This is a genomic window from Longimicrobiaceae bacterium (genome assembly GCA_035936415.1).
Lineage (GTDB): Bacteria > Gemmatimonadota > Gemmatimonadetes > Longimicrobiales > Longimicrobiaceae > JAFAYN01.
This window is the reverse complement of the sequence record DASYWD010000180.1, coordinates 12,787-35,477: the sequence shown is the minus strand read 5'-3', so window position 1 is coordinate 35,477 and position 22,691 is coordinate 12,787. Positions and strand designations below refer to the sequence as shown.

General features: G+C 71.8%; 21 protein-coding genes. 7 read left to right on the top strand and 14 right to left on the bottom strand.

Going from position 1 to position 22,691, the window contains the following annotated elements:
* Positions 1-970 (bottom strand): AMP-binding protein (locus VGR37_07145; protein ID HEV2147161.1); only part of this gene is annotated, 970 nt, incomplete at its 3' end.
* Between the two features lie 320 nt (positions 971-1,290).
* Between VGR37_07145 and VGR37_07140 the strand changes: the two genes are divergently transcribed.
* Positions 1,291-1,716 (top strand): hypothetical protein, encoded by a 426-nt coding sequence (locus VGR37_07140; protein HEV2147160.1) that lies wholly within the window; start codon positions 1,291-1,293, stop codon positions 1,714-1,716.
* Between the two features lie 85 nt (positions 1,717-1,801).
* On the opposite strand, the gene VGR37_07135 is transcribed toward VGR37_07140, so the two are convergent.
* The 4 genes from VGR37_07135 to glmM all read right to left on the bottom strand — a co-directional run bounded on the left by VGR37_07135 (position 1,802) and on the right by glmM (position 7,803).
* Positions 1,802-2,002 carry a hypothetical protein gene (locus tag VGR37_07135; protein HEV2147159.1) on the bottom strand — a complete coding sequence of 67 codons (201 nt, stop codon included), beginning with the start codon at positions 2,000-2,002 and terminating at the stop codon, positions 1,802-1,804.
* 133 nt (positions 2,003-2,135) lie between these two features.
* Positions 2,136-3,848 (bottom strand): cyclic peptide export ABC transporter, encoded by a 1,713-nt coding sequence (locus VGR37_07130; GenBank protein ID HEV2147158.1) that lies wholly within the window; start codon positions 3,846-3,848, stop codon positions 2,136-2,138.
* Between the two features lie 630 nt (positions 3,849-4,478).
* Positions 4,479-6,332 carry a glutamine--fructose-6-phosphate transaminase (isomerizing) gene (gene glmS / locus VGR37_07125; GenBank protein ID HEV2147157.1) on the bottom strand — a complete coding sequence of 618 codons (1,854 nt, stop codon included), beginning with the start codon at positions 6,330-6,332 and terminating at the stop codon, positions 4,479-4,481.
* 94 nt (positions 6,333-6,426) lie between these two features.
* On the bottom strand, positions 6,427-7,803 hold the full coding sequence (gene glmM, locus VGR37_07120; GenBank protein ID HEV2147156.1) for a phosphoglucosamine mutase: 1,377 nt from the start codon (positions 7,801-7,803) through the stop codon (positions 6,427-6,429).
* A 207-nt stretch (positions 7,804-8,010) separates the two neighbouring features.
* Between glmM and VGR37_07115 the strand changes: the two genes are divergently transcribed.
* Complete coding sequence (locus VGR37_07115; GenBank protein ID HEV2147155.1) at positions 8,011-9,186, top strand: cystathionine gamma-synthase; 1,176 nt, start codon at positions 8,011-8,013, stop codon at positions 9,184-9,186.
* 142 nt (positions 9,187-9,328) lie between these two features.
* On the opposite strand, the gene VGR37_07110 is transcribed toward VGR37_07115, so the two are convergent.
* A complete protein-coding gene (locus VGR37_07110; GenBank protein ID HEV2147154.1) occupies positions 9,329-9,739 on the bottom strand; it encodes a hypothetical protein in 411 nt (136 codons plus the stop codon).
* A 221-nt stretch (positions 9,740-9,960) separates the two neighbouring features.
* Between VGR37_07110 and purD the strand changes: the two genes are divergently transcribed.
* The 5 genes from purD to VGR37_07085 all read left to right on the top strand — a co-directional run bounded on the left by purD (position 9,961) and on the right by VGR37_07085 (position 15,680).
* Positions 9,961-11,238 carry a phosphoribosylamine--glycine ligase gene (gene purD, locus VGR37_07105; GenBank protein HEV2147153.1) on the top strand — a complete coding sequence of 426 codons (1,278 nt, stop codon included), beginning with the start codon at positions 9,961-9,963 and terminating at the stop codon, positions 11,236-11,238.
* Positions 11,231-12,046, top strand: coding sequence for a bifunctional DNA-formamidopyrimidine glycosylase/DNA-(apurinic or apyrimidinic site) lyase (gene mutM / locus VGR37_07100; protein ID HEV2147152.1), 816 nt, complete (start codon positions 11,231-11,233; stop codon positions 12,044-12,046). The genes purD and mutM overlap by 8 nt, the downstream gene beginning before the upstream one ends.
* A 211-nt stretch (positions 12,047-12,257) precedes the next feature.
* Positions 12,258-13,391, top strand: a complete 1,134-nt coding sequence (locus tag VGR37_07095; protein ID HEV2147151.1) for an ATP-binding protein — start codon at positions 12,258-12,260, stop codon at positions 13,389-13,391.
* 76 nt (positions 13,392-13,467) lie between these two features.
* Positions 13,468-14,547 (top strand): GIY-YIG nuclease family protein, encoded by a 1,080-nt coding sequence (locus VGR37_07090; protein ID HEV2147150.1) that lies wholly within the window; start codon positions 13,468-13,470, stop codon positions 14,545-14,547.
* 86 nt (positions 14,548-14,633) lie between these two features.
* On the top strand, positions 14,634-15,680 hold the full coding sequence (locus VGR37_07085) for a metallophosphoesterase (protein HEV2147149.1): 1,047 nt from the start codon (positions 14,634-14,636) through the stop codon (positions 15,678-15,680).
* Positions 15,681-15,799: 119 nt separating this feature from the next.
* Here VGR37_07085 and VGR37_07080 read toward each other — a convergent pair whose 3' ends face one another.
* The 8 genes from VGR37_07080 to VGR37_07045 all read right to left on the bottom strand — a co-directional run bounded on the left by VGR37_07080 (position 15,800) and on the right by VGR37_07045 (position 22,650).
* A complete protein-coding gene (locus VGR37_07080; protein ID HEV2147148.1) occupies positions 15,800-17,377 on the bottom strand; it encodes a M20/M25/M40 family metallo-hydrolase in 1,578 nt (525 codons plus the stop codon).
* A 68-nt stretch (positions 17,378-17,445) separates the two neighbouring features.
* Positions 17,446-17,919 (bottom strand): metallophosphoesterase family protein, encoded by a 474-nt coding sequence (locus tag VGR37_07075; GenBank protein ID HEV2147147.1) that lies wholly within the window; start codon positions 17,917-17,919, stop codon positions 17,446-17,448.
* 76 nt (positions 17,920-17,995) lie between these two features.
* Positions 17,996-18,607, bottom strand: coding sequence for a flavin prenyltransferase UbiX (locus tag VGR37_07070; GenBank protein HEV2147146.1), 612 nt, complete (start codon positions 18,605-18,607; stop codon positions 17,996-17,998).
* Positions 18,604-19,509 (bottom strand): UbiA-like polyprenyltransferase, encoded by a 906-nt coding sequence (locus VGR37_07065; GenBank protein ID HEV2147145.1) that lies wholly within the window; start codon positions 19,507-19,509, stop codon positions 18,604-18,606. The genes VGR37_07070 and VGR37_07065 overlap by 4 nt, the downstream gene beginning before the upstream one ends.
* A complete protein-coding gene (locus tag VGR37_07060) occupies positions 19,502-19,954 on the bottom strand; it encodes a hypothetical protein (GenBank protein ID HEV2147144.1) in 453 nt (150 codons plus the stop codon). The genes VGR37_07065 and VGR37_07060 overlap by 8 nt, the downstream gene beginning before the upstream one ends.
* A 158-nt stretch (positions 19,955-20,112) precedes the next feature.
* Positions 20,113-21,600 (bottom strand): menaquinone biosynthesis decarboxylase, encoded by a 1,488-nt coding sequence (locus VGR37_07055; GenBank protein HEV2147143.1) that lies wholly within the window; start codon positions 21,598-21,600, stop codon positions 20,113-20,115.
* A gap of 43 nt (positions 21,601-21,643) precedes the next feature.
* The gene (locus VGR37_07050; GenBank protein ID HEV2147142.1) at positions 21,644-21,913 is read right to left on the bottom strand and encodes a hypothetical protein; all 270 of its coding nucleotides are present in this window, start codon (positions 21,911-21,913) and stop codon (positions 21,644-21,646) included.
* Positions 21,913-22,650 carry a class I SAM-dependent methyltransferase gene (locus VGR37_07045; GenBank protein ID HEV2147141.1) on the bottom strand — a complete coding sequence of 246 codons (738 nt, stop codon included), beginning with the start codon at positions 22,648-22,650 and terminating at the stop codon, positions 21,913-21,915. The genes VGR37_07050 and VGR37_07045 overlap by 1 nt, the downstream gene beginning before the upstream one ends.
* Positions 22,651-22,691 lie beyond the last annotated feature (41 nt).

The window sequence follows — 22,691 nt, the reverse complement described above, 5'->3', positions numbered from 1 at the left end:
CGGCGGCGAAGCGCTCCAGCGTCGCGGCGCGCACCGGCTCGGCGCCGTTGAAGGCGACCCGCCAGCAGGACAGGTCGAGCCCGGCGCAGGCGCCCGGGTCCGCCGCGGCCCGGCGGGCGCACAGGTCGTAGGCGAAGCTGGGGCCGCCGGAGGTGGTGGCGCGGTGCCGCGAGATGGCTTCCATCCAGACCAGCGGGCGCTGGAGGAAGGTGGCGGGCGCCATGAGCAGGCAGCGGCCGCCCGACCAGAGGGGCTGCAGGAGGGTGCCCACGAGTCCCATGTCGTGGAACAGCGGGAGCCATCCCACCACGACCGACCCGGGGCCCTGCGCGAAGGCGTCCTGAATCATGGCCTCGTTGGCGAGCAGGTGGCGGTGGGCCACCATCACCCCCCTGGGCTCGGCCGTGGAGCCGGAGGTGTACTGCAGGAACGCGAGGTCGTCGGGGGAGACGGCGGGGTCGCGCCACGCCCCGGCCGCCTGCGCGGGGGCCTCCCCGAGGGGGAGCCAGTCGAGGCCGGAGAGCTCGCCGCCCGGGTCGATCCGCCCCAGGCGCTCCATCCAGCCCGCGGTCGTCAGCGCCAGGCGCGCCCCGGAGCTCCGGGCGACGGCCGCCAGGCGCGGCAGGGCCCGCGGGTGCTCGGGGGCCTGCACCGGCACCGCCACCGCGCCCGCGTAGAGACATCCGAAGAAGCCGGCGAGGAAGTCGAGCCCGGGCGGGAAGGCGAGCAGCACCGGCTGGCCGCGGAGCCCGCGCTCCTGGAGGACCGCAGCCACGCCCCGGGCCCGGGCGTCGAGCTCCCCCGGGGTGAGCGTCGCCCCCGGCTCGAGCCCGTCGGGGAGGAACGTCCAGGTCTGCCGCCCCGGGTCGGCCGCGGCCCGGGCGCGCAGGAGCTCCACGAGGGTGGCGCAGCCCCCCGCCGCGGCGGCCGGGGCGCCCGCTGGCCTGTGGTCGATCTCGGTCCAGTTCATTCAGAGCACACGTTCTCTCCAGGGTACCCGCCCCGTCCCGCAGTCGGGCGGGCACGAGGCTGTGATCGCCCTCGGCGGTGTGGCTGTGTGGATCGATAACTAACGGTGCGGCTTGTTCTTTGTCAATACCTGATCTGAATTATGCGGCTGTGGATCGGAGGTCCGGGTGCCGCCCGTCGGGTGGGCGAGAAGCGGCTCCTCCAGCACCGTCCGGGGGCATGCTTCCTGCGCCGCGTCGACACCGCGACGGACCCGGAGGCGCAGAACGTGACGAGTTCGGTCTGCCCTTCCGGCACAACGAGAAACGCACGGAGGAAACCATGTACACCACGCTTCGCTCGGGTAGAGCCGCCGCGCTCCTGATGCTCCTCCCGTTGTTCGCGGTGGGCTGCAGCAGTCGAACCGCGACGGTGGCGACAGCCGCCGGAGGGGCGGCTGCAGCGGTCGCCCTGTCCGACCAGAACGCAGAGGGCGAGGCGCACGGCACCCTCGCCGAGCTGGATCGCCGGACCCGGGCGGTCTTCGCTTCGATGGGCTTGCAGATCACCAAGAGCTCCACCGAGACCAGCGGCTCCGAGCGCGAGTACGAGGCCCGGAGCGGCGATCGCGTGGTCCACGTGAAGCTCGAGCAGCCGGCGGGCAGCCACATGACCAAGGTCAGCGTTTCCTCCCGGCGAGGAACCACCCTCGACTACGACGTGAGCCACGCGCGGACGGTGCTCGCGCGGATCCAGCAGCAGTCGTAGCGCCGGTCGTGATCGCACGCAAGCCGCCCCGGGTCCGGACCCGGGGCGGCTTGCGTTCCGTGCCGTGCGTCCTGCGGGCGCCGGCCTACAGTCCCACCCAGTAGCTGATCTTGAGGGCGAAGGCGTTGTCGGAGGGCGCGCGGAAGAGCGCCGCGCGGTCGCGGGCGAACTCCTGGAACCGCTCGTAGGCGCCGCTCGCCAGCAGCGGCTGCGCGAAGAGCTCCAGCGAGAGGTTGGGCGTGAAGTTGACGTTCGTACTGGTTCGCCCCGGCAGCTCGGCCTTCATGGCCACGACCTCTTCCGTGCTGAACACGCCGGGAGAAGGAGGAACCCGTCCTCCCGGAAGCTGCGCACCTGCTCGTCCGTGATGTACATGGGTCTCGCTCCTGTTGGGGGAGGTGAAGTCACGCCTGGCCCAATCACTGCTCCGCCGGATCGGGGGCGGCTCCCTCCGACTCCGGCGGCAGGACGTCCGTGCCGGAATCGAAGACCACCTGGCCGTAGTCCAGCTTGATGAACCGGTCGGCCACTCCGTAGTACTGGTCGTCATGGGTGATGGCGAAGACGGTCTTCCCCCGCGCCCGCAGCTGGGGGAGCAGCTCGTTGTAGAAGATCTGCTTGAACTGCGGGTCCTGGTCGGCCGCCCACTCGTCGAACAGGTAGATGGGGCGGTCCTCCAGGTACGCGGTGAGCAGCGCCAGCCGCTTGCGCTGTCCCTGGGAGAGGTCCGTGGTGGAGAGCCGTCCCCCCTCCACCTTCACCTTGTGCTCCAGGTGGAGCTCCTCCAGGTAGCGGGCCGCCTGGCCGTCGAGCTCCTGCTCCTCCAGCCCCAGCAGGCTGTCGAAGAGGAAGAAGTCGGAGAAGACCGTGGAGAAGAGGGCGTAGAGGCGCGGCAGCTCCGCCGGCCCCACCGGCTCTCCGTCGAGCAGCACCTCCCCCGACTCGGGCGTGTAGAGCCCCGTCAGCAGCTTCGCCAGCGTGGTCTTGCCGCTCCCGTTGCCGCCCGTCAGGAAGACGATCTGGCCGGGCTCGAAGCGGAGGTTCACCGGCCCGAGGGTGAAGCTGCTCTGGTCGCGCTCGGACCTGTAGCTGTGGGTGATCCCCGCCAGCTCGAGCGAGCGCCACCCCGCCTGGGCCGTGCCGGCGCGCTGCGGCACCGCGGGGGTGGCGCTGTCCAGGGCCAGCCCCAGGCTCTCCACCTTGCGCATGGACGCCATGGCCCGGCTGAGCTGGGGAACCGAGTTCATCACCACCTGGATGGGGGTGACCATGAACAGGATCGCCAGCACGTAGCCGGTGAGCACCTCGCGCGACGCGGGCATGTAGACGGGCGCCGCGAAGGCGATCAGCCCCACCAGCACGAACACCAGCACCTGCCCCCAGCTCACCGCGCCGGCGAAGAGGCGCTGCGCCGCGAGGCTGTTGGCGGCCATCTCCCCCGCGGTGCGCTCCAGCCGCTCGTCCAGGAAGGTGCGGCGCCGCTCGTGGTGGAGCTTCAGCTCCTTGACCGCCTCCGTCACGGCGCGGAAGTGCTGGAAGAGCTCGTCCGTCTTCTCGCGCATCGCCCCGACGTGCCGCTGCGCCCTGAGCAGGGGGTACTGGTACATGAAGACCGCCAGCACCAGGAAGAACACGACCCCGATGAGCAGCTTCCAGGAGAGGATGCCCATGTACACCAGCAGTCCGACCACCACCGTCAGGTTCATGCAGAGCAGCGGCAGCACGGCCACCATGCCGGTCACCGTGGGGATGTCGGTGGACAGCGTGGCGAGCAGCCCGGCGGAGCCCACCTCCTCCAGCTTGCGCAGCGGGGCCGCGAGAATGCGCCGGCTCATCACCATGCGCAGGTGCAGCGCAGCTCTCTCCATGAGGTAGACGAGCAGGTAGTCTCCCCCGAAGCGCGCGAACGGGAGCACCACGCAGATGCCCACGAAGAGCCACACGTAGGTGGCGGAGGGGGATCCGCCGGCGTTGATGACGTGGTTGACCACGCCGATCAGGACCGTGTTCGCCAGGCCGTTCACGATCCCGGCGACGATCACCAGGGCGGCGAGCAGCCGCACGTGGCGGACGCCCCGGGCGTGGCGCGTCACGAAGCCGAGAAGACTGCCTAGACTCCCGAAGAGCTGCATGTCACCTGTTCCGGTTCGGGAAAGAGGGTTGTCGGCGGCGCGGCGGCGCTCGGCCCGGACGGTCGCGAGCAGGTGGGCGGATGGGCAGAACCCACCGTGTCCGCTGGTAAACTCCGCAACGGACCTGGCGGCAATCCATCTGCTCTTTACGGGTCACGACGCACAGGACAGGGGCAAGGGCTGAGCCACGCTCCCGGCAGGTGACTCAACCCCCAGTCGGGCAGCGACTTAGGGCTCCCGCCGGGATTCCGGCCTTCGGCGTGGTGTGAACAGGGCTGCACGGAAGTGTGCAGCCCTGTTTACAGGGTACGGCCGCTGTGAATCTTGTTTCGCACCGGTGGGCATCGGCGCCGACACGGCGAGCGGGCAGGAAGGGGCGGGAGTGGGGAGGGGCCGCGTGCGCCAGGGTGAGATTGCGCAGCGTGAGGCCGGGTCCGGCGGGAAGCTCAGTTAGCGGATGCGGAAGATCGCCGGGGAGCCCGACGTCCGGAGCCCGGTGGAGCGGCGGAAGATCTGCCGGAGCGCAGCTTCTGGATCCGGGCACGCAACCGATGAGGCCCGGTACCGTTGGCTGGCACCGGGCCGACTATGGCTGAGCAGGCTCCGGGAATAGAGCTTCGCGCCCTCCTGCTACTCCACCGTCACGCTCTTCGCCAGGTTCCGCGGCTGGTCCACGTTGCACCCGCGAAGCACCGCGATGTGGTAGGCCAGGAGCTGCAGCGGCACGCTCGCCAGGATCGGCGTCAGCGCGTCGTGCGAGCGCGGGATCTGGATCACGTGGTCCACCACGTCCAGCAGCTCCGTGTCGCCCTCGGTGATGATGCCGATGATGCACCCGCCGCGCGCCTTCACCTCGTCGATGTTGGAGCGCACCTTGTCGTACACCCCGTCGCGCGGGGCGATGACCACCACCGGCATCTCCTCGTCGATCAGCGCGATGGGCCCGTGCTTCATCTCCGCGGCCGGGTACCCCTCGGCGTGGATGTACGAGATCTCCTTGAGCTTGAGCGCCCCCTCCAGCGCCGCCGGGAAGTTGTAGCCGCGCCCCAGGTACAGGAAGTTCCTGCTGTCCACGTACTCCTCGGCCAGCTCGCGGATCGCCGGGTCCATCTCCAGGATGCTCGCCACCTGCTCCGGGAGCTGCTGCAGCGCCCGTACGATCTCCCGCCCCCGCGACGCCGTGAGCGTCCCGCGCAGGCGCCCCAGGTGCACCGTGATCAGCCCCAGCACCACCACTTGCGAGGTGAACGCCTTTGTGGACGCGACCCCGATCTCGGGCCCCGCGTGCAGGTACACACCCGCGTCCGTCTCGCGCGCGATGGTGCTTCCCACCGAGTTGACGACTCCCAGCGTGGTGGCGCCCTGCTGCTTCGCCTCGCGCATGGCCCACAGCGTGTCCGCCGTCTCGCCGGACTGCGAGATGGAGATGGAGAGCGTGTTCGGCTCCACCACCGGCCGCCGGTAGCGGAACTCCGACGCGTATTCCACCTCCGTGGGGATGCGGGCGATGTCCTCCAGCATGTACTCGCCGATCAGCCCGCTGTGCCAGGAGGTGCCGCACCCCAGGATGATGATGCGCTGGATGGAGCGCAGCTCGTCGTCCATCCCGGTGAGGCCGCCCAGCTTCACCCCGCCCTCCTCCGCCAGGAGGCGCCCGCGCATGGTCTCGCGCAGGGTGCTGGGCTGCTCCATGATCTCCTTGAGCATGAAGTGCGGGTACCCGCCGCGCTCCACCTCCTCCAGGTCCCAGTCCACCCGGCTGACGGGGCGGTCCACCGGCCCCTGCGCCGGGCGGTGCACCGTGTACCCGTTGCGGGTGATGGTCGCCATGTCCCCGTCGTCCAGGTAGATGACGTCGCGCGTGTGCGCGATCACCGCCGACGCGTCCGAGGCCACGAACGTCTCGCTGTTCTCCCCCACGCCGATCAGCAGCGGGCTCCCGAGGCGCGCCACCACGATCTTGTCGGGGTCGCGCGTGGAGACCACGGCGATCCCGTACGTCCCCTCCACCTGCCGCAGCGCCGTCTCCACGGCCCGTTCCAGCGAGTCCTTGGCGCGCCCCTCGCCCTGGTCGTACACCTCCTCGATCAGGTGCACCAGCACCTCGGTGTCCGTCTCCGACTTGAAGACGTGGCCGCGGTCCTGGAGCAGCTTCCGCAGCGTCCCGGCGTTCTCCACGATGCCGTTGTGCACCAGCGCGAAGTCGCCCTTCTCGCTCACGTGGGGGTGCGCGTTGCGCTCCGTGGGGGGGCCGTGCGTCGCCCAGCGCGTGTGGCCGATCCCGTAGTTCCCCTCCACCGGCTCCTCCGCCACCAGCTTCTCCAGCTCCGCGATCTTCCCGGCCTCCTTGCGGACCTGGATGGTGCCGTTGCGCACCACGGCCACGCCCGCCGAGTCGTAGCCGCGGTACTCCAGGCGCTTCAGCCCGTGGAGCAGGAGGGGAGCCACCTGCTGCTCACCGATGTATCCTACGATGCCGCACATAGCGCGTCCTTCTTCTCGTGTGGGTGTCTTCGAGCTCCTGCAGTGCCGCTCACCCCGGTCCGCTTTCGCACTCTCGCACTTCGCACTCCCGCACTCATTCCGGCAGCGCCGCCCGCAGCGCCTCCACCAGCGCCGCGGCCTCGCCGCGCGTGGGCGCCTCGCAGATCACCCGGACGATGGGCTCCGTCCCGGAGGGGCGCAGGTGCGCCCACCTCCGCTCCGCCGGCCAGGAGAGCCGCAGCCCGTCCTGGCGGTCGGCGTCCGCCTCCGGGAAGCGCGCGGCCAGCTCGTCGTAGACGGCGTCCAGCGGCTGCTCCGGGCGCGGCACCTTCTCCTTCACGATCTCGTACCGGCCGATCTCCGCCGCCAGCGCGCCGAGCGGCCGGTCCGACTCGGCCAGGAGCTGCAGGATGAGCGCGGCCGCAACCGGCGCGTCGCGCGTCAGGTGCACGTCGGGGAGGATCACCCCCCCGTTCCCCTCGCCTCCCACGGTGGCGCCCTCCTTCTGCATGCGGCGCGCCACGTTGATCTCCCCCACGGGGGCCCGCACCAGCGGCACGCCCGCGGCCTCCGCCACGTCGTCCAGCAGACGACTGGTGGACAGGTTGGTCACCACCGGCCCGGGGCGGTGCGCCAGCACCAGCCTGGCCGCCAGCGCCAGCGTGTAGTCCTCGCCGATCGCCCGCCCCTCCTCGGAAACGAGCGAGAGCCGGTCCACGTCCGGGTCCGTGGCGAGCCCCACGACGGCGCCCGTCCGCCGCACCAGCTCCTCCAGCTCGCCCAGGTTCTCGGCCACGGGCTCCGGCTCGCGCGGAAAGAGGCCGTCCGTCTCCAGGTTGATGGCCTCCACCCGGCATCCCAGCGCCTCCAGCAGCCGCGGGAAGATGGTCCCCCCCGCCCCGCGCACGCAGTCCAGCGCCACGTGGAAGCGCCGCTCGCGGATCCGCTCCACGTCCAGGAAGGGGATCGCCAGGATCCGGTCCAGGTGCCGCTGCACCGCGCCCCCGTCCTCGGTCCGTCCGCCCAGGTCGCGCCACCCGGCGCGCGGGATCTCGCCATCCAGGAAGGCCCGCATCTCCGCGCCCTCCTCCGCGTCCAGGAACATCCCCGTGGGGCCGATGAACTTCAGCGCGTTCCACTCGATGGGGTTGTGGCTCGCCGTCACGGCCAGCCCCCCCACCGCGCCCAGGTCCTCGACCGCGAGCTGCACCCCGGGGGTCGCGGAGACGCCCACGTCCACCACGTCGCACCCCACCGACTGCAGCGCCGCCGTCGCCGCCCGGACGAACATGGGCCCGGAGACGCGCGAGTCCCGCCCGATCACCACCGTCTTCCCCTGCCCGGCGCCGCGCCGCAGCGCGTACGCCCCGAACGCCGCGGCGAAGTGCCCGATCACCTCCGGCGTGAGCCCCTCCCCCACCCGCCCCCGGACGCCGGAGACGCTGACCATCAGCTGCGAAGTATCGATCACCGGATGTCCTGGATTCACGGTCGATTAGGCCCGCCCGCCACGGCGGTCGGCGCGGAATTGTAGGGAGTCGGCGCCCCCTCCCGCAACCCGACGGACGGCGGGTCGCCGGGTGATGCAAGATCGGTTCTCCCCGTCCGCCGCTTGCCCCTCCCGCAGCGCGCCGTCTATCTTGCCGGCCTCCGTCCACCTCATACCGAAACCGACACGATGACCGACCAGAACCCCGCAGACGCGGGCGCCACGCACGGCTTCGGCACGCTCGCCGTGCACGCAGGGCAGCGCCCCGACCCCACCACCGGGGCCATCATTCCCCCCGTGTACCAGACCTCCACCTACGTGCAGCCCGAGCTGGGCCGGCACCTGGGCTACGAGTACGCCCGCACCCACAACCCCACCCGCGAGGCGCTGGAGGGGAACGTCGCCGCGCTGGAGGGCGCCGCGCACGGCCTGGCCTTCTCCTCCGGGACGGCCGCGCACGACACCATGGTCAAGATGTTCTCGGCCGGCGACCACGTGGTCTGCGGCGAGGGCGTCTACGGCGGCACCTACCGCCTGTTCTCGAAGGTGCTCGCCCGCATGGGGATCGACTTCACCTTCGTGGACAGCGGCAGCCTGGACGAGATCCGCGCCGCCATCCGGCCCACCACGAAGCTGGTGCACGTGGAGACGCCCACCAACCCCATGATGCGCCTCACCGACATCGCCGCCGCGGCCGAGATCGCGCACGCGGCCGGGGCGTGGCTCAGCGTGGACAACACCTTCGCCTCTCCGTACAACCAGCGCCCGCTGGAGCTGGGAGCGGACCTGGTGCTGCACTCCACCACCAAGTACATGAACGGGCACTCCGACATGGTGGGCGGGCTGGCGCTCACCTCCAGCGACGAGATCCACGAGCGGATGCGCTTCCTGCAGAACGCCGCCGGCGCCGTGCCGGGCCCATGGGACTGCTGGCTCGCGCTGCGCGGCACCAAGACGCTGCACCTGCGCATGGCCGCCCAGAACGCCACCGGCCAGCGGATCGCCGAGTGGCTGGAGGCGCACCCCCGCATCGAGCGCGTCTACTACCCCGGCCTGCCCTCGCACCCGCAGCACGAGCTCGCGCGGCGGCAGATGAAGGGCTTCACCGGGATGATCTCCGTGGAGACCGGCTCGCTGGAGAACGCGAAGAAGCTGGCGAACAGCACCCGCCTCTTCGCCCTGGCCGAGTCGCTGGGCGCCGTTGAGAGCCTGATCGGCCACCCCGCCATGATGACGCACGCCTCCGTCCCGGTGGACCGCCGCCAGGCAATGGGCCTCTCCGACGGGCTGGTGCGCCTCTCCTGCGGGGTGGAGGACGCGGACGACCTGATCGCCGACCTGGAGCAGGCGCTGTCGAGGGACTGACCGGGCCGGGTCTGCTGCCGGCGGAAACGGCGGCGAGTCCGGCGTTCCCCCGGCGCGGAGTGTGCGGGTGAGGTGGAACAGAGGAGCCCTCCGATGGATGATGTCCATCGGAGGGCTCGTTGCACGGGGACGCGCGGATCGTCTACGCCTCGCGATCGAGCTTTTCCCTGTACTCCCGGCTGTAGGCCGCCACGCTCGGCAGCAACCAGAGCGCCGCGAGGGCGAGCGGAACGACGATCGCCCACACGAAATGAAAGGGGTTCGCGCGGAAGTCGAAGGGACCGGCGCCCCCGGGACGGAACGCGAACGCAACGATGATTCCCACCCAGGCCAGCGTCCACCCGATCACCCATTTCCGGTGCCTCAGTGCCGGATTCCGAAGGTAGTCCGCCGCGGATTCCAGTGCGAGCACGTAGAAAAAGAAGCCAAGTCGAAGCGAGTCCAGCACGTGGTCCAGCAGGCTCCCGTCGCCGGGTCCGGAGATGAGTTCCGGGCGCACCTCGAGGATCATGAACGGGGCGATCAGGGCAGCGATCCCGAGGAGGAAGCCCATGACGCAGATCACAGCGAATACACGGACCGGCCAGGGCACGCGCGAAAGCATGTGCCACGGGCGGGTCCGACGAGCGGGCGCACCATGGTCGGGTCGGGTCGGCATGCGACACTCCAGGCGGTCACAAAGGAATTCTCAGGCCCTCCCTTGCGCACGGGACCGCCTGTAGGGAAGTTGGCGGCGGTTGGAGGGGCCCACGACGCACGAACGCATACCTGCAAGTGAAGATCCTGATCGTCGGAAACGGGGGGCGCGAGCACGCCCTCCTCTGGAAGCTGAAGCGGGACGCCCCGGACGCCGAGTTCTTCATCACCGGCGGGAACGGCGGGACGGCGGGGCTCGCCGAGCACCTCCCCTTCAAGCCGGACGAGCTCCAGTCGCTCGCGGGATGGGCCGAGAATCAGAAGGTTGCCCTCACTGTCGTGGGCCCCGAGGTGCCGCTGGCCGAAGGGATCGTGGACCACTTCGGGATGCGGGGGCTCCCGGTGTTCGGCCCCACCGCGAAGGCGGCGGAGATCGAGAGCTCCAAGGCGTTCGCCAAGGGTCTCATGCAAAAGCACGGGATCCCCACCGCCGCCTTCCACGTCTTCCACGAGCTCCCGGCCGCGGAAGCGTACATCCGCGAGCAGGGCGCCCCGCTGGTGGTCAAGGCCTCCGGCCTCGCGGCCGGCAAGGGCGCGGTGGTGTGCGGCACGACCGGGGAGGCGCTGGCCGCCGCCCGCGAGATGCTGGGCGAGGGCGTCTTCGGCTCGGCGGGAAGCGAGATCGTGGTGGAGGAGTTCATGCGCGGCGAGGAGCTGTCCGTCTTCGCCCTGGCGGACGGGAAGGTCGCCGTCCCCATGCTCCCCGCGCAGGACCACAAGCGCGTCGGCGAGGGGGAGACCGGGCCCAACACCGGCGGGATGGGCGCCTACGCCCCCGTCTCGCTCGCCACGCCGGAGCTGATGGAGCGCGTCGCGCGCGAGATCCTCGCCCCCACCCTCGCCGCCATGGCGAAGGAGGACCGCCCCTTCCGCGGCCTGCTCTACGTCGGCCTGATGCTGACGCCCGCGGGGCCGAAGGTGGTGGAGTTCAACTGCCGCTTCGGCGACCCGGAGACGCAGGTGGTGCTCCCCATGCTGGAGAGCGGGCTCCTGGAGCCGATGCTCGCCATCGCCCACGGCGGCTCCATCGCGGGGTTGGAGCTGCGCTTCCGTCCCGGCGCCGCCGCCACCACCGTGCTCGCCTCCGGCGGCTACCCCAGGGACTACCGGGTCGGCCTCCCGGTGACCATCCCGGCCGAGGTGGAGGACGCCGCCGACCTCCTGGCCTTCCACGCCGGCACGAAGCGGGCGGACGGGGCGCTCCTCACCTCCGGCGGCCGCGTGCTCTCCGTGACCGCCCTCGCGCCCACGGTCCCAGAGGCCGCCGCGCGCAGCCGCTGGGCCGCGGAGCGCGTCGCGTTCGAGGGGAAGCAGTTCCGGGGCGACATCGGGTGGAGGGAGGGACGGCGTGCCTGAGCTCCCCGAAGTCGAGACCATCGTCCGCGACCTCGCCCGCCTCCTCCCCGGCGCCACCATCCGCGACGTGGAGGTACTCCACGCGGACCTGATCGGCGGCGAGGGGGCCGCGGAGTTCGCGGCGGGGCTGCGCGGGGCGAGGGTGGAGGCGGTGGCGCGGCGGGCGAAGAACATCCTTCTCCACCTGGACCGGGGGCTCCTGGTGGTGAACCTGGGAATGACCGGGCGGCTGCTGGTGCTCGGAGAGGGGGACGCGGCGCCGACGCACCCGGGGGTGCGCTTCCCCCTGGAGGACGGACGGGAGCTGGCGTACCACGACGTGCGGCGCTTCGGCTGCCTGCAGCGCTACACGGACGAAGGGTGGGCGCGGCGCGAGGAGGAGCTGGGCGTGGAGCCGCTCTCGGGCGACTTCACCCCGGAGTGGCTGCACCGGAACGCACAGCGCTCGCGAGTCGCCGTCAAGACGTGGCTGATGGACCAGCGGCGCGTGGTGGGCGTGGGGAACATCTACGCCAGCGAGGCGCTCTTCCGCGCGAAGGTCGATCCGCGGCGGCCGGCGAACACGCTCGGGCCGGACGAGGCGGCGCGTGTGGTGGAGGCGGTCCGGGAGGTGCTCCAGGAGGCCGTCGACTTTCGCGGGACCACCCTCCTCGACTACCGTGACGCGAGCGGCGAGCGGGGAGAGTTCGCCACCCGGCTGCGCGTCTACGACCGCGAGGGCGAGCCGTGCCCCACCTGCGGGACCCCGCTCGCGCGGATCGTGCAGGGAGGGCGCTCCACCTTCTTCTGCGCCCGCTGTCAGCAGTAACGACTACAGAGGGCATACTGCAAGCGCTCATTTCCCGAACATGACTGGCGCGATTGCGCCGGCCCACGTACCTTTCAAGACACCTCGCTGCAGCAGCAGCCGTGCGCCCGGCCCTCCTCGGAGGGGCCGCTGGCTGGCCTCCGCCGGACGAGCACCCGCGCAAAGAATCGCAGTGATCCACCTCCCCCACACGCGCGCGGAGGAGTGCGCCATGACCACCCCGCAGCCGGACGGCCCCGAACCGGCCGCGGCCGAGGAGACGCTCGCGTCGCTCGGCCAGGTCGCGGGCGAGCTGATCCACGACATGGCGAACCTCGTCTCCGTCCTGGACGGGCGGCTCCGCCTCGCGCTGGGCGGCGCCCGCAGCGGCCGCACGCCCGTGGCGGAGCTGGAGCGGGCCGCGGACGGATGCGGCGAGCTCGGCGCCATGCTCCGGGACGTGCTGGCGACGCTCCGCGACGAGGCCCTCACCCCCGAGATGGGGATGCAGCCCGAGGTGGTGGCGGAGCGCGCCATCCGGCGCACGATCGAGATCTGCCGTCCGGTGGAGATCCGGATGAGCTCCTCCCTCCCCGCGCGCGCCGTGGTGCCGGGGCGCGCCTCCTTCCTGTACCGCGCCGTCTCGAACCTCCTCGCGAACGCCGCCCGGCACGCCGCCCACCGCATCGAGGTCACCCTCGAGCCCGGCGAAGGGGGCCGCGGAGTGGTGGTCGCCGTCGAGGACGACGGCGCCGGGATCCGCCCCGAGAACCGCGAGGCGCTCTTCCGTCCCCTCTTCCGCGGCGACCCCGGGGGTACGGGGCTCGGCCTCAGCTCGGTGGCGTGGACGGTGCGCCAGCTCGGCGGCCGGGTGCGGTGCACCGCGGGATCGCGGCTCGGCGGCGCCCGCTTCGAGATCTTCCTCCCCGGGGGCTCGCCCGGCTCCGGTCCGGGCCCGTCGACACCGCGGCCCGCCGCGCTCGCCGGCAAGCGGGTGCTGGTGCTGGACGACAACGTGGACGTGCGCAGCGCCCTGGGACGCCTGCTCCGCCGGGTGGGCGCCGAGGTGGTGGAGCTGGGTCCGGAAGCCGGGGGCGAAGAGCAGATCCTGAACGCGGTGATCCGCAGCGTCCCCGACGCCGTGCTCCTGGACCTGAACCTGGGAGCCCGCAGCGGAGTGGAGGTCTGGAGCCTGCTGCGCGAGCAGATCCCGCCGCTTGCCGACCGCGTCGTCTTCCTGAGCGGCGCCGGCCCCGGCGACGCGGTGTACGAGGCGGCCCTCCGCACCGGCGTCCGCATCCTCCCCAAGCCCTTCGACTTCGGTGAGCTCGCCGCCTCGCTGGAGGAGATCGTGCACACGGCGTAGCCGCACTTCCGCAAGATCTTCCGCCGCAGTATCTTGTCGGGGTTCGGTTTTTCTTCACCGGCCCACCACCCCCGCCGTGCCCCCCACGCGACACGCCGCGCTCCGCGAGCAGATCCGCGACGCCCGCAACCTCCCCGGCACCTACCGGATGCTGGCCGAGGACGGCGAGGTGCTGTACGTCGGCAAGTCCAAGCAGGTCCGCACCCGGCTCCTCTCCTACCTCCGCGCCAGGGAGGGCGAGAAGGCGCACCGGATCGTCGGCGACGCGCACACCATCGCGTGGGAGTACGACCCCAGCGAGTTCGCCGCGCTCCTGCGCGAGCTGGAGCTGATCAAGCGCTTCCGGCCGCGCCACAACGTCCAGCACAAGCGCGACGGGCGCTACTCCTTCCTCAAGCTCACCGGCGGCCCCGCGCCCAAGCTGTTCGTGGTGCACGGCGTCTCAGACGACGCCGCCACCTACTACGGCCCCTTCCGCGGCGGGCGCCGCATCGCCGAGGCGGTCCGCGAGCTGAACGACCTGCTGGGGCTGCGCGACTGCCCCGTCTCCACCCCCATCCACTTCGCCGACCAGTCCGAGCTCTTCGCGGTGGACCGCACCCCGCGGTGCCACCGGTGGGAGCTGAAGCTCTGCTGCGGGCCGTGCGCCGCCCTGTGCACCCAGGACGACTACCGCGGCCGGGTGGAGCTGGCCCGCGCCTTCCTGAACGGCGACGCCGACGAGCCGCTGCGCTGGCTGAACGAGCGGATGATCGCCGCGGCGGAGCGCTGGGAGTTCGAGTACGCCGCCTCCGTCCGCGACCGGATGCACCGCCTGGAGGCGCTGCGCGACGAGTTCGGCCGGCTCCGCGAGGCGCTGGAGAACCTGAGCTTCCTGTACCACGTCCCCGGCGCGGACGGCGACGACCGGGTGTACGTGGTGCGCCGGGGAACGGTCCGGGAGGTGGCCCCCGCCCCGCGCACGGCGGCCGAGCGGCGCGCCCTGGCGCGCGTGGCAGCGGCGCACTTCGCCCGCCCGGAGTGCGAGGGGGCCCTGGTGGCGAAGCACCAGGTCGACGAGATTCTCCTCGTCGCGCGCTGGTTCCGCGCGCACCCGGAGGAGCTGGAGCGCACCGTCCCGCCCGCGCGGGCGGCGGCGCTCCCCCGCAGTGCGTAGCCGCGGCCCGGCACGTGCGTTGCGCCGGGGGGCGCGAGCCGACGCGCGGACCGCGCCCCCTCAGCCCGATCCCGGAGACGAGACCGATGCGGAGCACCCGCTCCCCGCTTTGCGCCCTTCTGCTGCTCGCCCTCGCCGCCTGCGGCGACCGCCTGAAAGAGCCGGAGTCCACGCTGGTGGGCCAGGACTCCGGAGCGGACTCGCTCTACGGCGCCACCGCCGCCGAGAACCTGCGCGTCGTCCCGGTCGAGGTGGAGGTCCCGGGCCTCCCGGAGGCGTTCGACGGGATGAGGGTCGCGGCGCTCTCCGACTTCCAGCTCGGCCTGTGGGAGGACAACGCGCGCGTCGCAGAGGCCGCGGTGCGGCGGGCGATCGCCCTGCGCCCGGACGTGGTGGTGCTCCTGGGCGACTACGTCGCCCGCGGCGACCGGCTGGACGAGCTCGGCCGCGTGCTCGCCCCGCTCCGCGGCCGCACCGTCATGGCGGTCCTCGGCGACCGCGACAAGCGCGACCCCGGCGACGGCCCCAGCTCGGAGCCGGACAGCGCCGCCATCCGCCTCCGCCAGGTGCTGCACGACAACGGGATCGTGGTGCTGGAGAACGAGCGCGGCCGGGTGGTCCGCGGCAGCGACACCATCTACATCGCCGGGATCGACCCGTTCGTCCCCCGGCGCCCGGCGTGGCGGCAGGCCGAGATCTTCAGCGCGATCCCGCGCGCCGGCTCCACCCCGATCCTCCTCTCGCACCTCCCCGCCGGGGTGCTCGCCGCCCCCGACAGCGCGTACCCGCTGGTCCTGGCCGGCAACACCTTCTGCGGCCGGGTGGAGGTCCCCGGCTCCCCGCGGCTCTCCTGGGTCAACTCCGAGCAGCTCCCCGGGGGCCGCATCCCCGGCGAGGACCGCCTGTACCGCGTGGACGGCAACGGCCTCTTCATCACCTGCGGCGTGGGCTACAGCTTCGTCCCGGTGCGCCTCGGCGCCCCGCCCGAGGTGGCGCTCGTCACCCTCCGCCGCCCCGCGAGCGAGGCCGCGGAAGAGGCGCCCGCGGCAGCCCGACCCTCCATCGACAGCCTCCTGCAGGTGTACGGGCAGCAGACGGACAGCGCGGCGCCGCCGGACACGACGGGGGGGTGAGGGGGAGTGCGAGGTGCGGAAGGCAGGAGACGGGGACCGACGTGACGAAGCCCCTCCCCCGGCGCGGGGGAGGGGCTTCGTCGTACCCGCGGCTCCCGGAGCGGCCTACGCCGGGTGAATCACCGGTCGCTCTGGGACGAGGCGCGCGCCGGCTGCCGGCAGGTGGGCCAGGCGCCCGGGGCGCCCCGCGCGTTCGCGGGGCTCACGACGCGGCGGTCGCGCGGGATCCGCGTGGGCTCCTCGGAGGCCAGGTACGCCAGCATCGCCGTGAGGATGGCGTTGTTGCGCACGTCGTCGAAGGAGATCTTGTCGTACGTGTCGCGGTTGGTGTGCCAGGTGTAGTTGGTGTAGTCCCAGTTCAGCGACGAGAGCGCGAACGCCGGCGCCCCGTGGCAGAGGAAGGACGCGTGGTCGCTCCCCCCGGACGACGGCGTCCCCGGCGCCTCCAGGGTGATGTGCCGCGTGATCTCCGTGGGGATCCGCGCCAGCCAGCGGCCGAAGTACGGCTCGGCGTCGGCGAAGCCCATCATCGAGATCGCGGCGACGCGCCCGGTGCCGTTGTCCTGGTTCAGGAGCACCTGCAGCCCGCGCACCACCTTCGGGTTGTCCGCGGCGAAGGCGCGCGAGCCGTTGAGCCCCTGCTCCTCGCCGTTCCAGTGCCCCACCAGGATCGTGCGCTTCGGGTTCGGGTAGACCTCCTTGAGGATGCGCATGGCCTCCATCATGGTGACCGTCCCGGTGCCGTTGTCCGTCGCGCCCGGAGCGCCGTCCCACGAGTCGAAGTGCGCCGAGAGCACCACGTACTCGTTCGGCTTCTCCCGGCCGCGGATCTCGGCGATGATGTTGAAGACCGGGACCTCGCCCAGGTCCTGCGACTCCGCCGCCACCCGGAGCACCGGCCCCTGGCCGTTGGCGGCCAGGCGGTACACCAGCCCGTAGTCCTCGCAGCTCAGGTCCAGGTGCGGGACGCGCGTCGTCCGGGCCTGGAACACCTTGTTGACGCCCCAGCCGGCCGACCAGTTGGAGGCGATCACCCCCACGGCACCCGCCTCCTCCAGCCGCGCGGGGAGCGTCCTCGTGGTGAGCCCGGTGCGCGCGACGCGCTGGGTCCAGGCCTGCGCGGCGGCCGCTCGCTCGCGCAGCATCCGCTCCAGCGTCTCTTCCGTGGCCCAGCGCGCCCAGCTGTCGTCCGGGCGGCAGGTGGGCTGGGGGAAGGAGACCAGCACGTGCTTGCCGCGCGCCTGCGGGAGCCACGCCTCGAACTCCTCCTTGGTCTGCACGTCCGGGAGGACCACGGCCGGCGCCTGCACCGGCCGCCCCCCGGTGCCGGGGCTCCAGGCGAGCATCGTCCCCTCCAGCGAGCGGACGCGCGGCTCCACCAGGTCCACGTGCGTGATCCCGCGGCTCCATCCCCGCCAGGTGCCGTACTGCTCCGCGCGCGCCGGAATCCCCCAGGCGCGGTACTGCGCGATGGCCCAGTCGCTCGCCAGCTTCTGCTGCGGCGTCCCGGTGAGCCGCGGCCCGATCGAGTCCAGCAGCGTCTGCGCGAGCCGCTCCAGCTGCGAGTCGCGGGTCCCCACGTTCCAGATGGCCCGGAGCACGGGGCTCTCCGTCGCGAACGTCTGCGCGGCCCCCTGCACGGGCGCCAGGACGAGGGCGGCCGCCGCGGCCCTCCCGACCCACGAGATACGATTCATCCACTCCTCACCGTCAGGGTACCCGCGAAAGTGCACCGGCGCTCCGCTCGCGGGGCGCCGGCCGGGAATCAGACCTCCAGCTCCACCAGCCGTGCGGACGTCCGTCCGGGAGACAGCTCCGCGAGCGCCACCGTGACCGGGTCGCGGAAGCGGCGCGGCCCCGCGCTCCCCGGGTTCACCGCCAGCACGCCCCCCACCTGCTCGACGACCGCCCGGTGCGAGTGCCCGAAAACCACCAGGTCGGCGCCGGGGTACGCTGCGGCGACCTTCGCCGGGGTGGGCGACCCCACCTGCATCCCGTGCACGACCGTCACCCGGACCCCGGCCAGCTCCACGCGCGCCACCTCCGGCACCCTCCCGTGCACCTCCCACCCGTCCGTGTTCCCCCAGACCGCCGTGACCGGCGCGATCGCCTCCAGCTCGACGAGCAGGTCCACGGGGCCCACGTCCCCCGCGTGCAGGATGTGCTCGACGCCCTCGAAGACCGAGAACACCTCGGGCCGGAGGAGGCCGTGGGTGTCGGAGATGATGCCGACCTTCATGGAATGCAGAGTCGAGAAGGAAGAATGAAGAAGAGGTACCCGGAGCGCCGGCCGTTGTTTCTACATTCTACATTCCTCATTCTGCATTCGTTTGTTCCCCGCTCCTCCACCTCCGCCCGATCCCGTGCTCCACCCCCAGGTGATCGAGGATGCGCGCCACCACGAAGTCCACCAGGTCGCCGATGCTCTGCGGGCGCGCGTAGAAGCCCGGCGCGGCCGGCATCACCGTGGCGCCGGCGCGGGTCAGGCGGGTCATGTTCTCGAGGTGGACCAGCGAGAGCGGCGTCTCCCGGGGGACCAGGATCAGCGGGCGCCGCTCCTTGAGCGCCACGTCCGCTGCGCGCTCCACCAGGTTGCGCGAGGTCCCCGCGGCGATGGAGGCCAGCGTCCCCATGGAACAGGGACAGATCACCATCCCGCGCGAGGGCGCCGAGCCGGAGGCCGGGGTGGCGCCGCGGTCCAGCGCGTCGTACACCTCCACCCGCGACCAGTCGCCGGTGGCGGCGCGCAGCGCTTCCATGCCGTCGATCCCGGACTCCTCCGCCAGCAGCCGCCACCCGTACGAGGAGACGATCAGCCGCGTGGGCGTGGCCGTCTCGTTCAGGGCGCGGAGGAGGCGCACCGCGTACGGCGCCCCCGAGGCCCCCGTCAGCCCGAAGGTGATCGGCGCGTCCGCGGCCGGCCTCACGCCAGCAGCCTTTCCAGGAGCACCAGCAGGAAGAAGCCGACGGAGATGACGCCGTTGATGTTGAAGAACGCCGCGTCGATCCGGGAGAAGTCGTCCGCCCGCACCAGGCTCTGCTCGTAGGCCAGCATCACCGTGACCAGCACCGCCCCCGCGTAGTAGAGCCCGCCCACCTCCGGGACCAGCGTCCCCAGGAGGAAGAAGAGCCCCGCGCACGCCAGGTGCAGCAGCCGCGAGACGGCCAGCGCGCCCCGCGCCCCGAAGGCCGCCGGGACGGAGTGAAGCCCCTGCGCGCGGTCGAACTCCATGTCCTGCAGCGAGTACAGCACGTCGAAGCCGGCCACCCAGGTGAGCACCGCCCCCGCCAGCACGAGGAGCGCGGCCGGAGGCCGGCTCCACTCCCCGGCGATGGCGAGGTACGCCCCCACCGGCGCGATCGCCAGCGCGAAGCCGAGCACCAGGTGCGCCCAGCGGGTGAAGCGCTTGGTGTAGGAGTAGAAGAAGATCCACCCCAGCGCGAAGGGCGCCAGCGCCAGGCAGAGCGGGTTCAGCAGGGCGGCGCAGACCAGGAAGAGCACGCTTGCCAGCGCCACCGAGGCGGACGCCTGCCCCACCGTCAGCTTCCCGGCGGGGATCTCCCGCATCCGCGTCCGCGGGTTCCGCGCGTCGATGACCCGGTCCACGATCCGGTTGAACCCCATCGCCGCGAAGCGCGCCGAGGTGAAGGCCACCAGGATCAGGAGCAGGTCCGTCCAGCGCACCGGGAAGTGGTACGACGCCAGCGTCGCCCCCACCAGCGCGAACGGCAGGGCGAAGACCGTGTGCGGCAGCTTCACCAGGTTGGAGTAGTCCACCAGGCGCCCGCGCCCGTGGATGTGCTGCCCTTCGAAAACGTGCTCAGCCACCGGACGATTCCTCAAGCCATGCAGCGTCCGCGAGGTCCTTCGGCCGCCCCGTGGACTTCTTGTTGATCAGTAGGTGCCGTCGACTGATCACCGGCACCTCTACCCCACCGAGGTCATGGACCTTCCGATCCGCCCAGGCATCATCGAAGGAGACACCGTCGATGTCCGTCAGGATGTCTATCCGGACCGGCGCGACCCCGATCTGGAAGAAGAAGCCCGGCCGGGCGAGTTCCTCGACGGAGATGCTCGACACCGGCGCGCCGAAGCGCGCCAAAGCGTCCCACACCCGGCGGGCGTTCGCCTCTTCGGGTCGGATCCAGATGTCCATGTCGCCCGTTGCCCGTGGAAGCTGATGGACCGCCATGGCGAAGGCGCCCACGAGCAGGTACTCAGCGCCCGCGCCGGACAACTCGGACAACATCTCTCTGTAGTCGGGCAGAAACATCGGGATGCCCCATGAAGGCCCACGCAGTACGGGTAAGGTCCCATACCATGCCTACCCGCTCTGCGGGCGTGAGATGCGCATAAGGGTTCGGCTCCGGATCGCCGATCCGCCCCTTCGCCACCGGCCACGCCGCGCGCTCCGAACGCTCGCTCATCGCATCACTCCAGCGGCTCGATCCCCAGCGCCTCCCACACCCGGTCCACCCGCGCCTTCACCCGCGGGTCCATCTCGATCATCTCGGGCCAGGGGCGCGTGAACCCTTCCTCGGGCCACTTCTTCGTCGCGTCGAGCCCCATCTTGCTCCCGTAGGAGGGGAGCTGCGACGCGTGGTCCAGGTCGTCCACCGGCCCCTTGCTGAAGCGGACGTCCCGCTCCGGGTCGATGTTGCCGAGCGTGTACCACCACGCCTCCTGCACGTTCCGCACGTCGATCCACTCGTCCACCACCACGATCACCTTGGCCAGCGACATCAGCCCCATCCCCCAGAGCCCGTGCATCACCTTCCAGGCGTGCCCCGGATACTCCTTGCGGATGGAGACGAAGACCAGGTTGTGGAACACCCCCTCCGGGGGCATGTGGTAGTCCACGATCTCCGGCATGGTGAGCCGCGCCAGGGGCAGGAAGATCCGCTCCGTCGCCCCGCCCAGGTACACGTCCTCCACCGGCGGGCGCCCCACCAGCGTGGCGGGGTACACCGGGTCGCTCCGCATGGTGACCGTGGTCACGTGGAAGACGGGGTACAGGTCCTCCAGCGTGTAGAAGCCGGTGTGGTCGCCGAAGGGGCCCTCCACGGCCAGCTCCTCGTCGGTGTCCACGTACCCCTCCAGCACGATCTCCGCCTGCGCGGGGACGGTGAGGTCGGCGGTCAGCGCCTTCGCCGTGTACACCGGCTCGCGCCGCAGGAACCCGCCGAACAGGTACTCGTCGATCCCCGGCGGGAGCGGCGCGCTGGGCGTGTACATGGTCGCCGGGTCGCCGCCGATGGCGACCACCACCGGCATCCGCCCCCCGCGCGTCCGCTTCCACGCCCGGTAGTGCCCCGCGCCGCCCTTGTGGCGCTGCCAGTGCATCCCCGTGGACTCCGGCCCGAACACCTGCATCCGGTACATCCCGATGTTCTGCACCCCGGTCTCGGGGTCGGCGGTGATCACCATCGGGAGGGTGATGAAGGGCCCGCCGTCGTCCGGCCAGGTCTTCAGCACCGGGAGCCGGGTCAGGTCGAACTCCCCCTCGCGCAGCACGATCTCCTGGCAGGGCGGCTTCCCCCGGAACGGCCGCGGCGGCACCTTCGCCAGCTCCGCCAGCTTGGGGAGGAGCTGCATCTTCCCCCAGAGCCCCTTGGGGATCTCCGGCTTGACCAGCTCCGCGATGCGCCGGGCGTGCTCCTCCACGTCGCGCACCCCCAGCGCCGCCGACATCCGCCGCCAGCTCCCGAAGATGTTGATCGCCACGGGGATGTCGCTCTCCGTGCCGTCCATCAGCACCGGCCGCTCGAAGAGGAGCGCCGGCCCGCCACCCGGGAGCTTCATGGTGCGGTCGGTGATCTCCGCCATCTCCAGGTCCACCGACACCGGCTGCCGGACGCGCACCAGCTGGCCCGTCCGGTCCAGGTAGCGCAGGAACTCGCGCAGGTTCTGAAAGATCATCTATCTCTGTACGACGTTGATCGCGGTCGTTGCGAGCGCCGGCCTACTGGACCGCCCGGGCGGCGAGCGTGAGCACCCCGAGGCTCAGGTACGCCACCCCGCCGATGGTGAGCAGCGTACGGGCGAGCCCGATCTGCCGGATGCCTACCTCGTCGAAGTGCTCCTCCGGCTTCCAGAGCGCCCGGATCGAAACCGGCGCCCCTTCGCGCGCGTGCCGGGTCCACGCCAGCACCTGCAGCATGGCCGAGGCGACGCAGCACAGGACGAAGGAGACGAAAAGCCCCGCGCCGAAGACCGAGATGATCTGCTGCATCAGCGGCGCGTCCCCCAGTGGATGGCGGCGATCCCCCCGGAGAGCGTCTTCCACCCCACCTCTTCGAACCCCGCGCGGCGCATCTTCTCCGCGAGCGCCGGCGGCTCCGGGAAGCCGAGCACCGACTCCGGGAGGTAGCTGTAGGCGGAGGAGTGCTTCGACACGAGCCGCCCGATCAGCGGGAGCACCCGGAGGAAGTAGAAGAAGTACAGCCCCCGGAACGGCTGCCAGGAGGGCGTGGTGAACTCCAGGATCACCAGCCGCGCCCCCGGCCTGAGCACCCGCGCCGACTCGCGGAGCCCCGCGTCCAGGTCCGCCAGGTTGCGCACCCCGAACCCCACGGTGGACCCGTCGAAGGTCGCGTCCGGGTAGGGGAGCATCAGCGCGTCCGCGCAGGCGGACCACACCGGGAGGCGCGTGACCTTGTCCTGGCCGCGCTCCAGCATGGCGAAGGTGAAGTCGCTCCCCACCACGCGGCCCCGGAAGCCGGGGCGCCGCGCCAGCTCCACCGCCAGGTCCAGCGTCCCAGCGCAGTTGTCCAGGTAGCGCCCCTCCGGCGCCCGCTCCCACCCCAGCCTGTCCACCGCGCGGCGGCGCCACAGCCTGTCGACGTTGGCCGAGAGCAGGTGGTTCAGGAGGTCGTACCGCGGCGCGATCGACGAGAACATCCTGCGCACCTGCGCGGCCTTGTCGGCGGGCGCGGGGAGCACGGTTGGGCGGCTGGGTGCGGACGGCATCGCGAAGAACGGTAGAATCGTGTAAAATAAGCGACCAAAGC

Excerpts from the sequence above, each read along its gene's own strand:
- VGR37_07140 (HEV2147160.1), top strand. The coding sequence starts at position 1,291 with ATGTACACCACGCTTCGCTCGGGTAGAGCCGCCGCGCTCCTGATGCTC.
- VGR37_07135 (HEV2147159.1), bottom strand. The coding sequence starts at position 2,002 with ATGAAGGCCGAGCTGCCGGGGCGAACCAGTACGAACGTCAACTTCACG.
- VGR37_07130 (HEV2147158.1), bottom strand. The coding sequence starts at position 3,848 with ATGCAGCTCTTCGGGAGTCTAGGCAGTCTTCTCGGCTTCGTGACGCGC.
- glmS (HEV2147157.1), bottom strand. The coding sequence starts at position 6,332 with ATGTGCGGCATCGTAGGATACATCGGTGAGCAGCAGGTGGCTCCCCTC.
- VGR37_07115 (HEV2147155.1), top strand. The coding sequence starts at position 8,011 with ATGACCGACCAGAACCCCGCAGACGCGGGCGCCACGCACGGCTTCGGC.
- VGR37_07110 (HEV2147154.1), bottom strand. The coding sequence starts at position 9,739 with ATGGGCTTCCTCCTCGGGATCGCTGCCCTGATCGCCCCGTTCATGATC.
- VGR37_07095 (HEV2147151.1), top strand. The coding sequence starts at position 12,258 with ATGACCACCCCGCAGCCGGACGGCCCCGAACCGGCCGCGGCCGAGGAG.
- VGR37_07085 (HEV2147149.1), top strand. The coding sequence starts at position 14,634 with ATGCGGAGCACCCGCTCCCCGCTTTGCGCCCTTCTGCTGCTCGCCCTC.
- VGR37_07080 (HEV2147148.1), bottom strand. The coding sequence starts at position 17,377 with ATGAATCGTATCTCGTGGGTCGGGAGGGCCGCGGCGGCCGCCCTCGTC.
- VGR37_07075 (HEV2147147.1), bottom strand. The coding sequence starts at position 17,919 with ATGAAGGTCGGCATCATCTCCGACACCCACGGCCTCCTCCGGCCCGAG.
- VGR37_07060 (HEV2147144.1), bottom strand. The coding sequence starts at position 19,954 with ATGTTTCTGCCCGACTACAGAGAGATGTTGTCCGAGTTGTCCGGCGCG.
- VGR37_07055 (HEV2147143.1), bottom strand. The coding sequence starts at position 21,600 with ATGATCTTTCAGAACCTGCGCGAGTTCCTGCGCTACCTGGACCGGACG.
- VGR37_07050 (HEV2147142.1), bottom strand. The coding sequence starts at position 21,913 with ATGCAGCAGATCATCTCGGTCTTCGGCGCGGGGCTTTTCGTCTCCTTC.
- VGR37_07045 (HEV2147141.1), bottom strand. The coding sequence starts at position 22,650 with ATGCCGTCCGCACCCAGCCGCCCAACCGTGCTCCCCGCGCCCGCCGAC.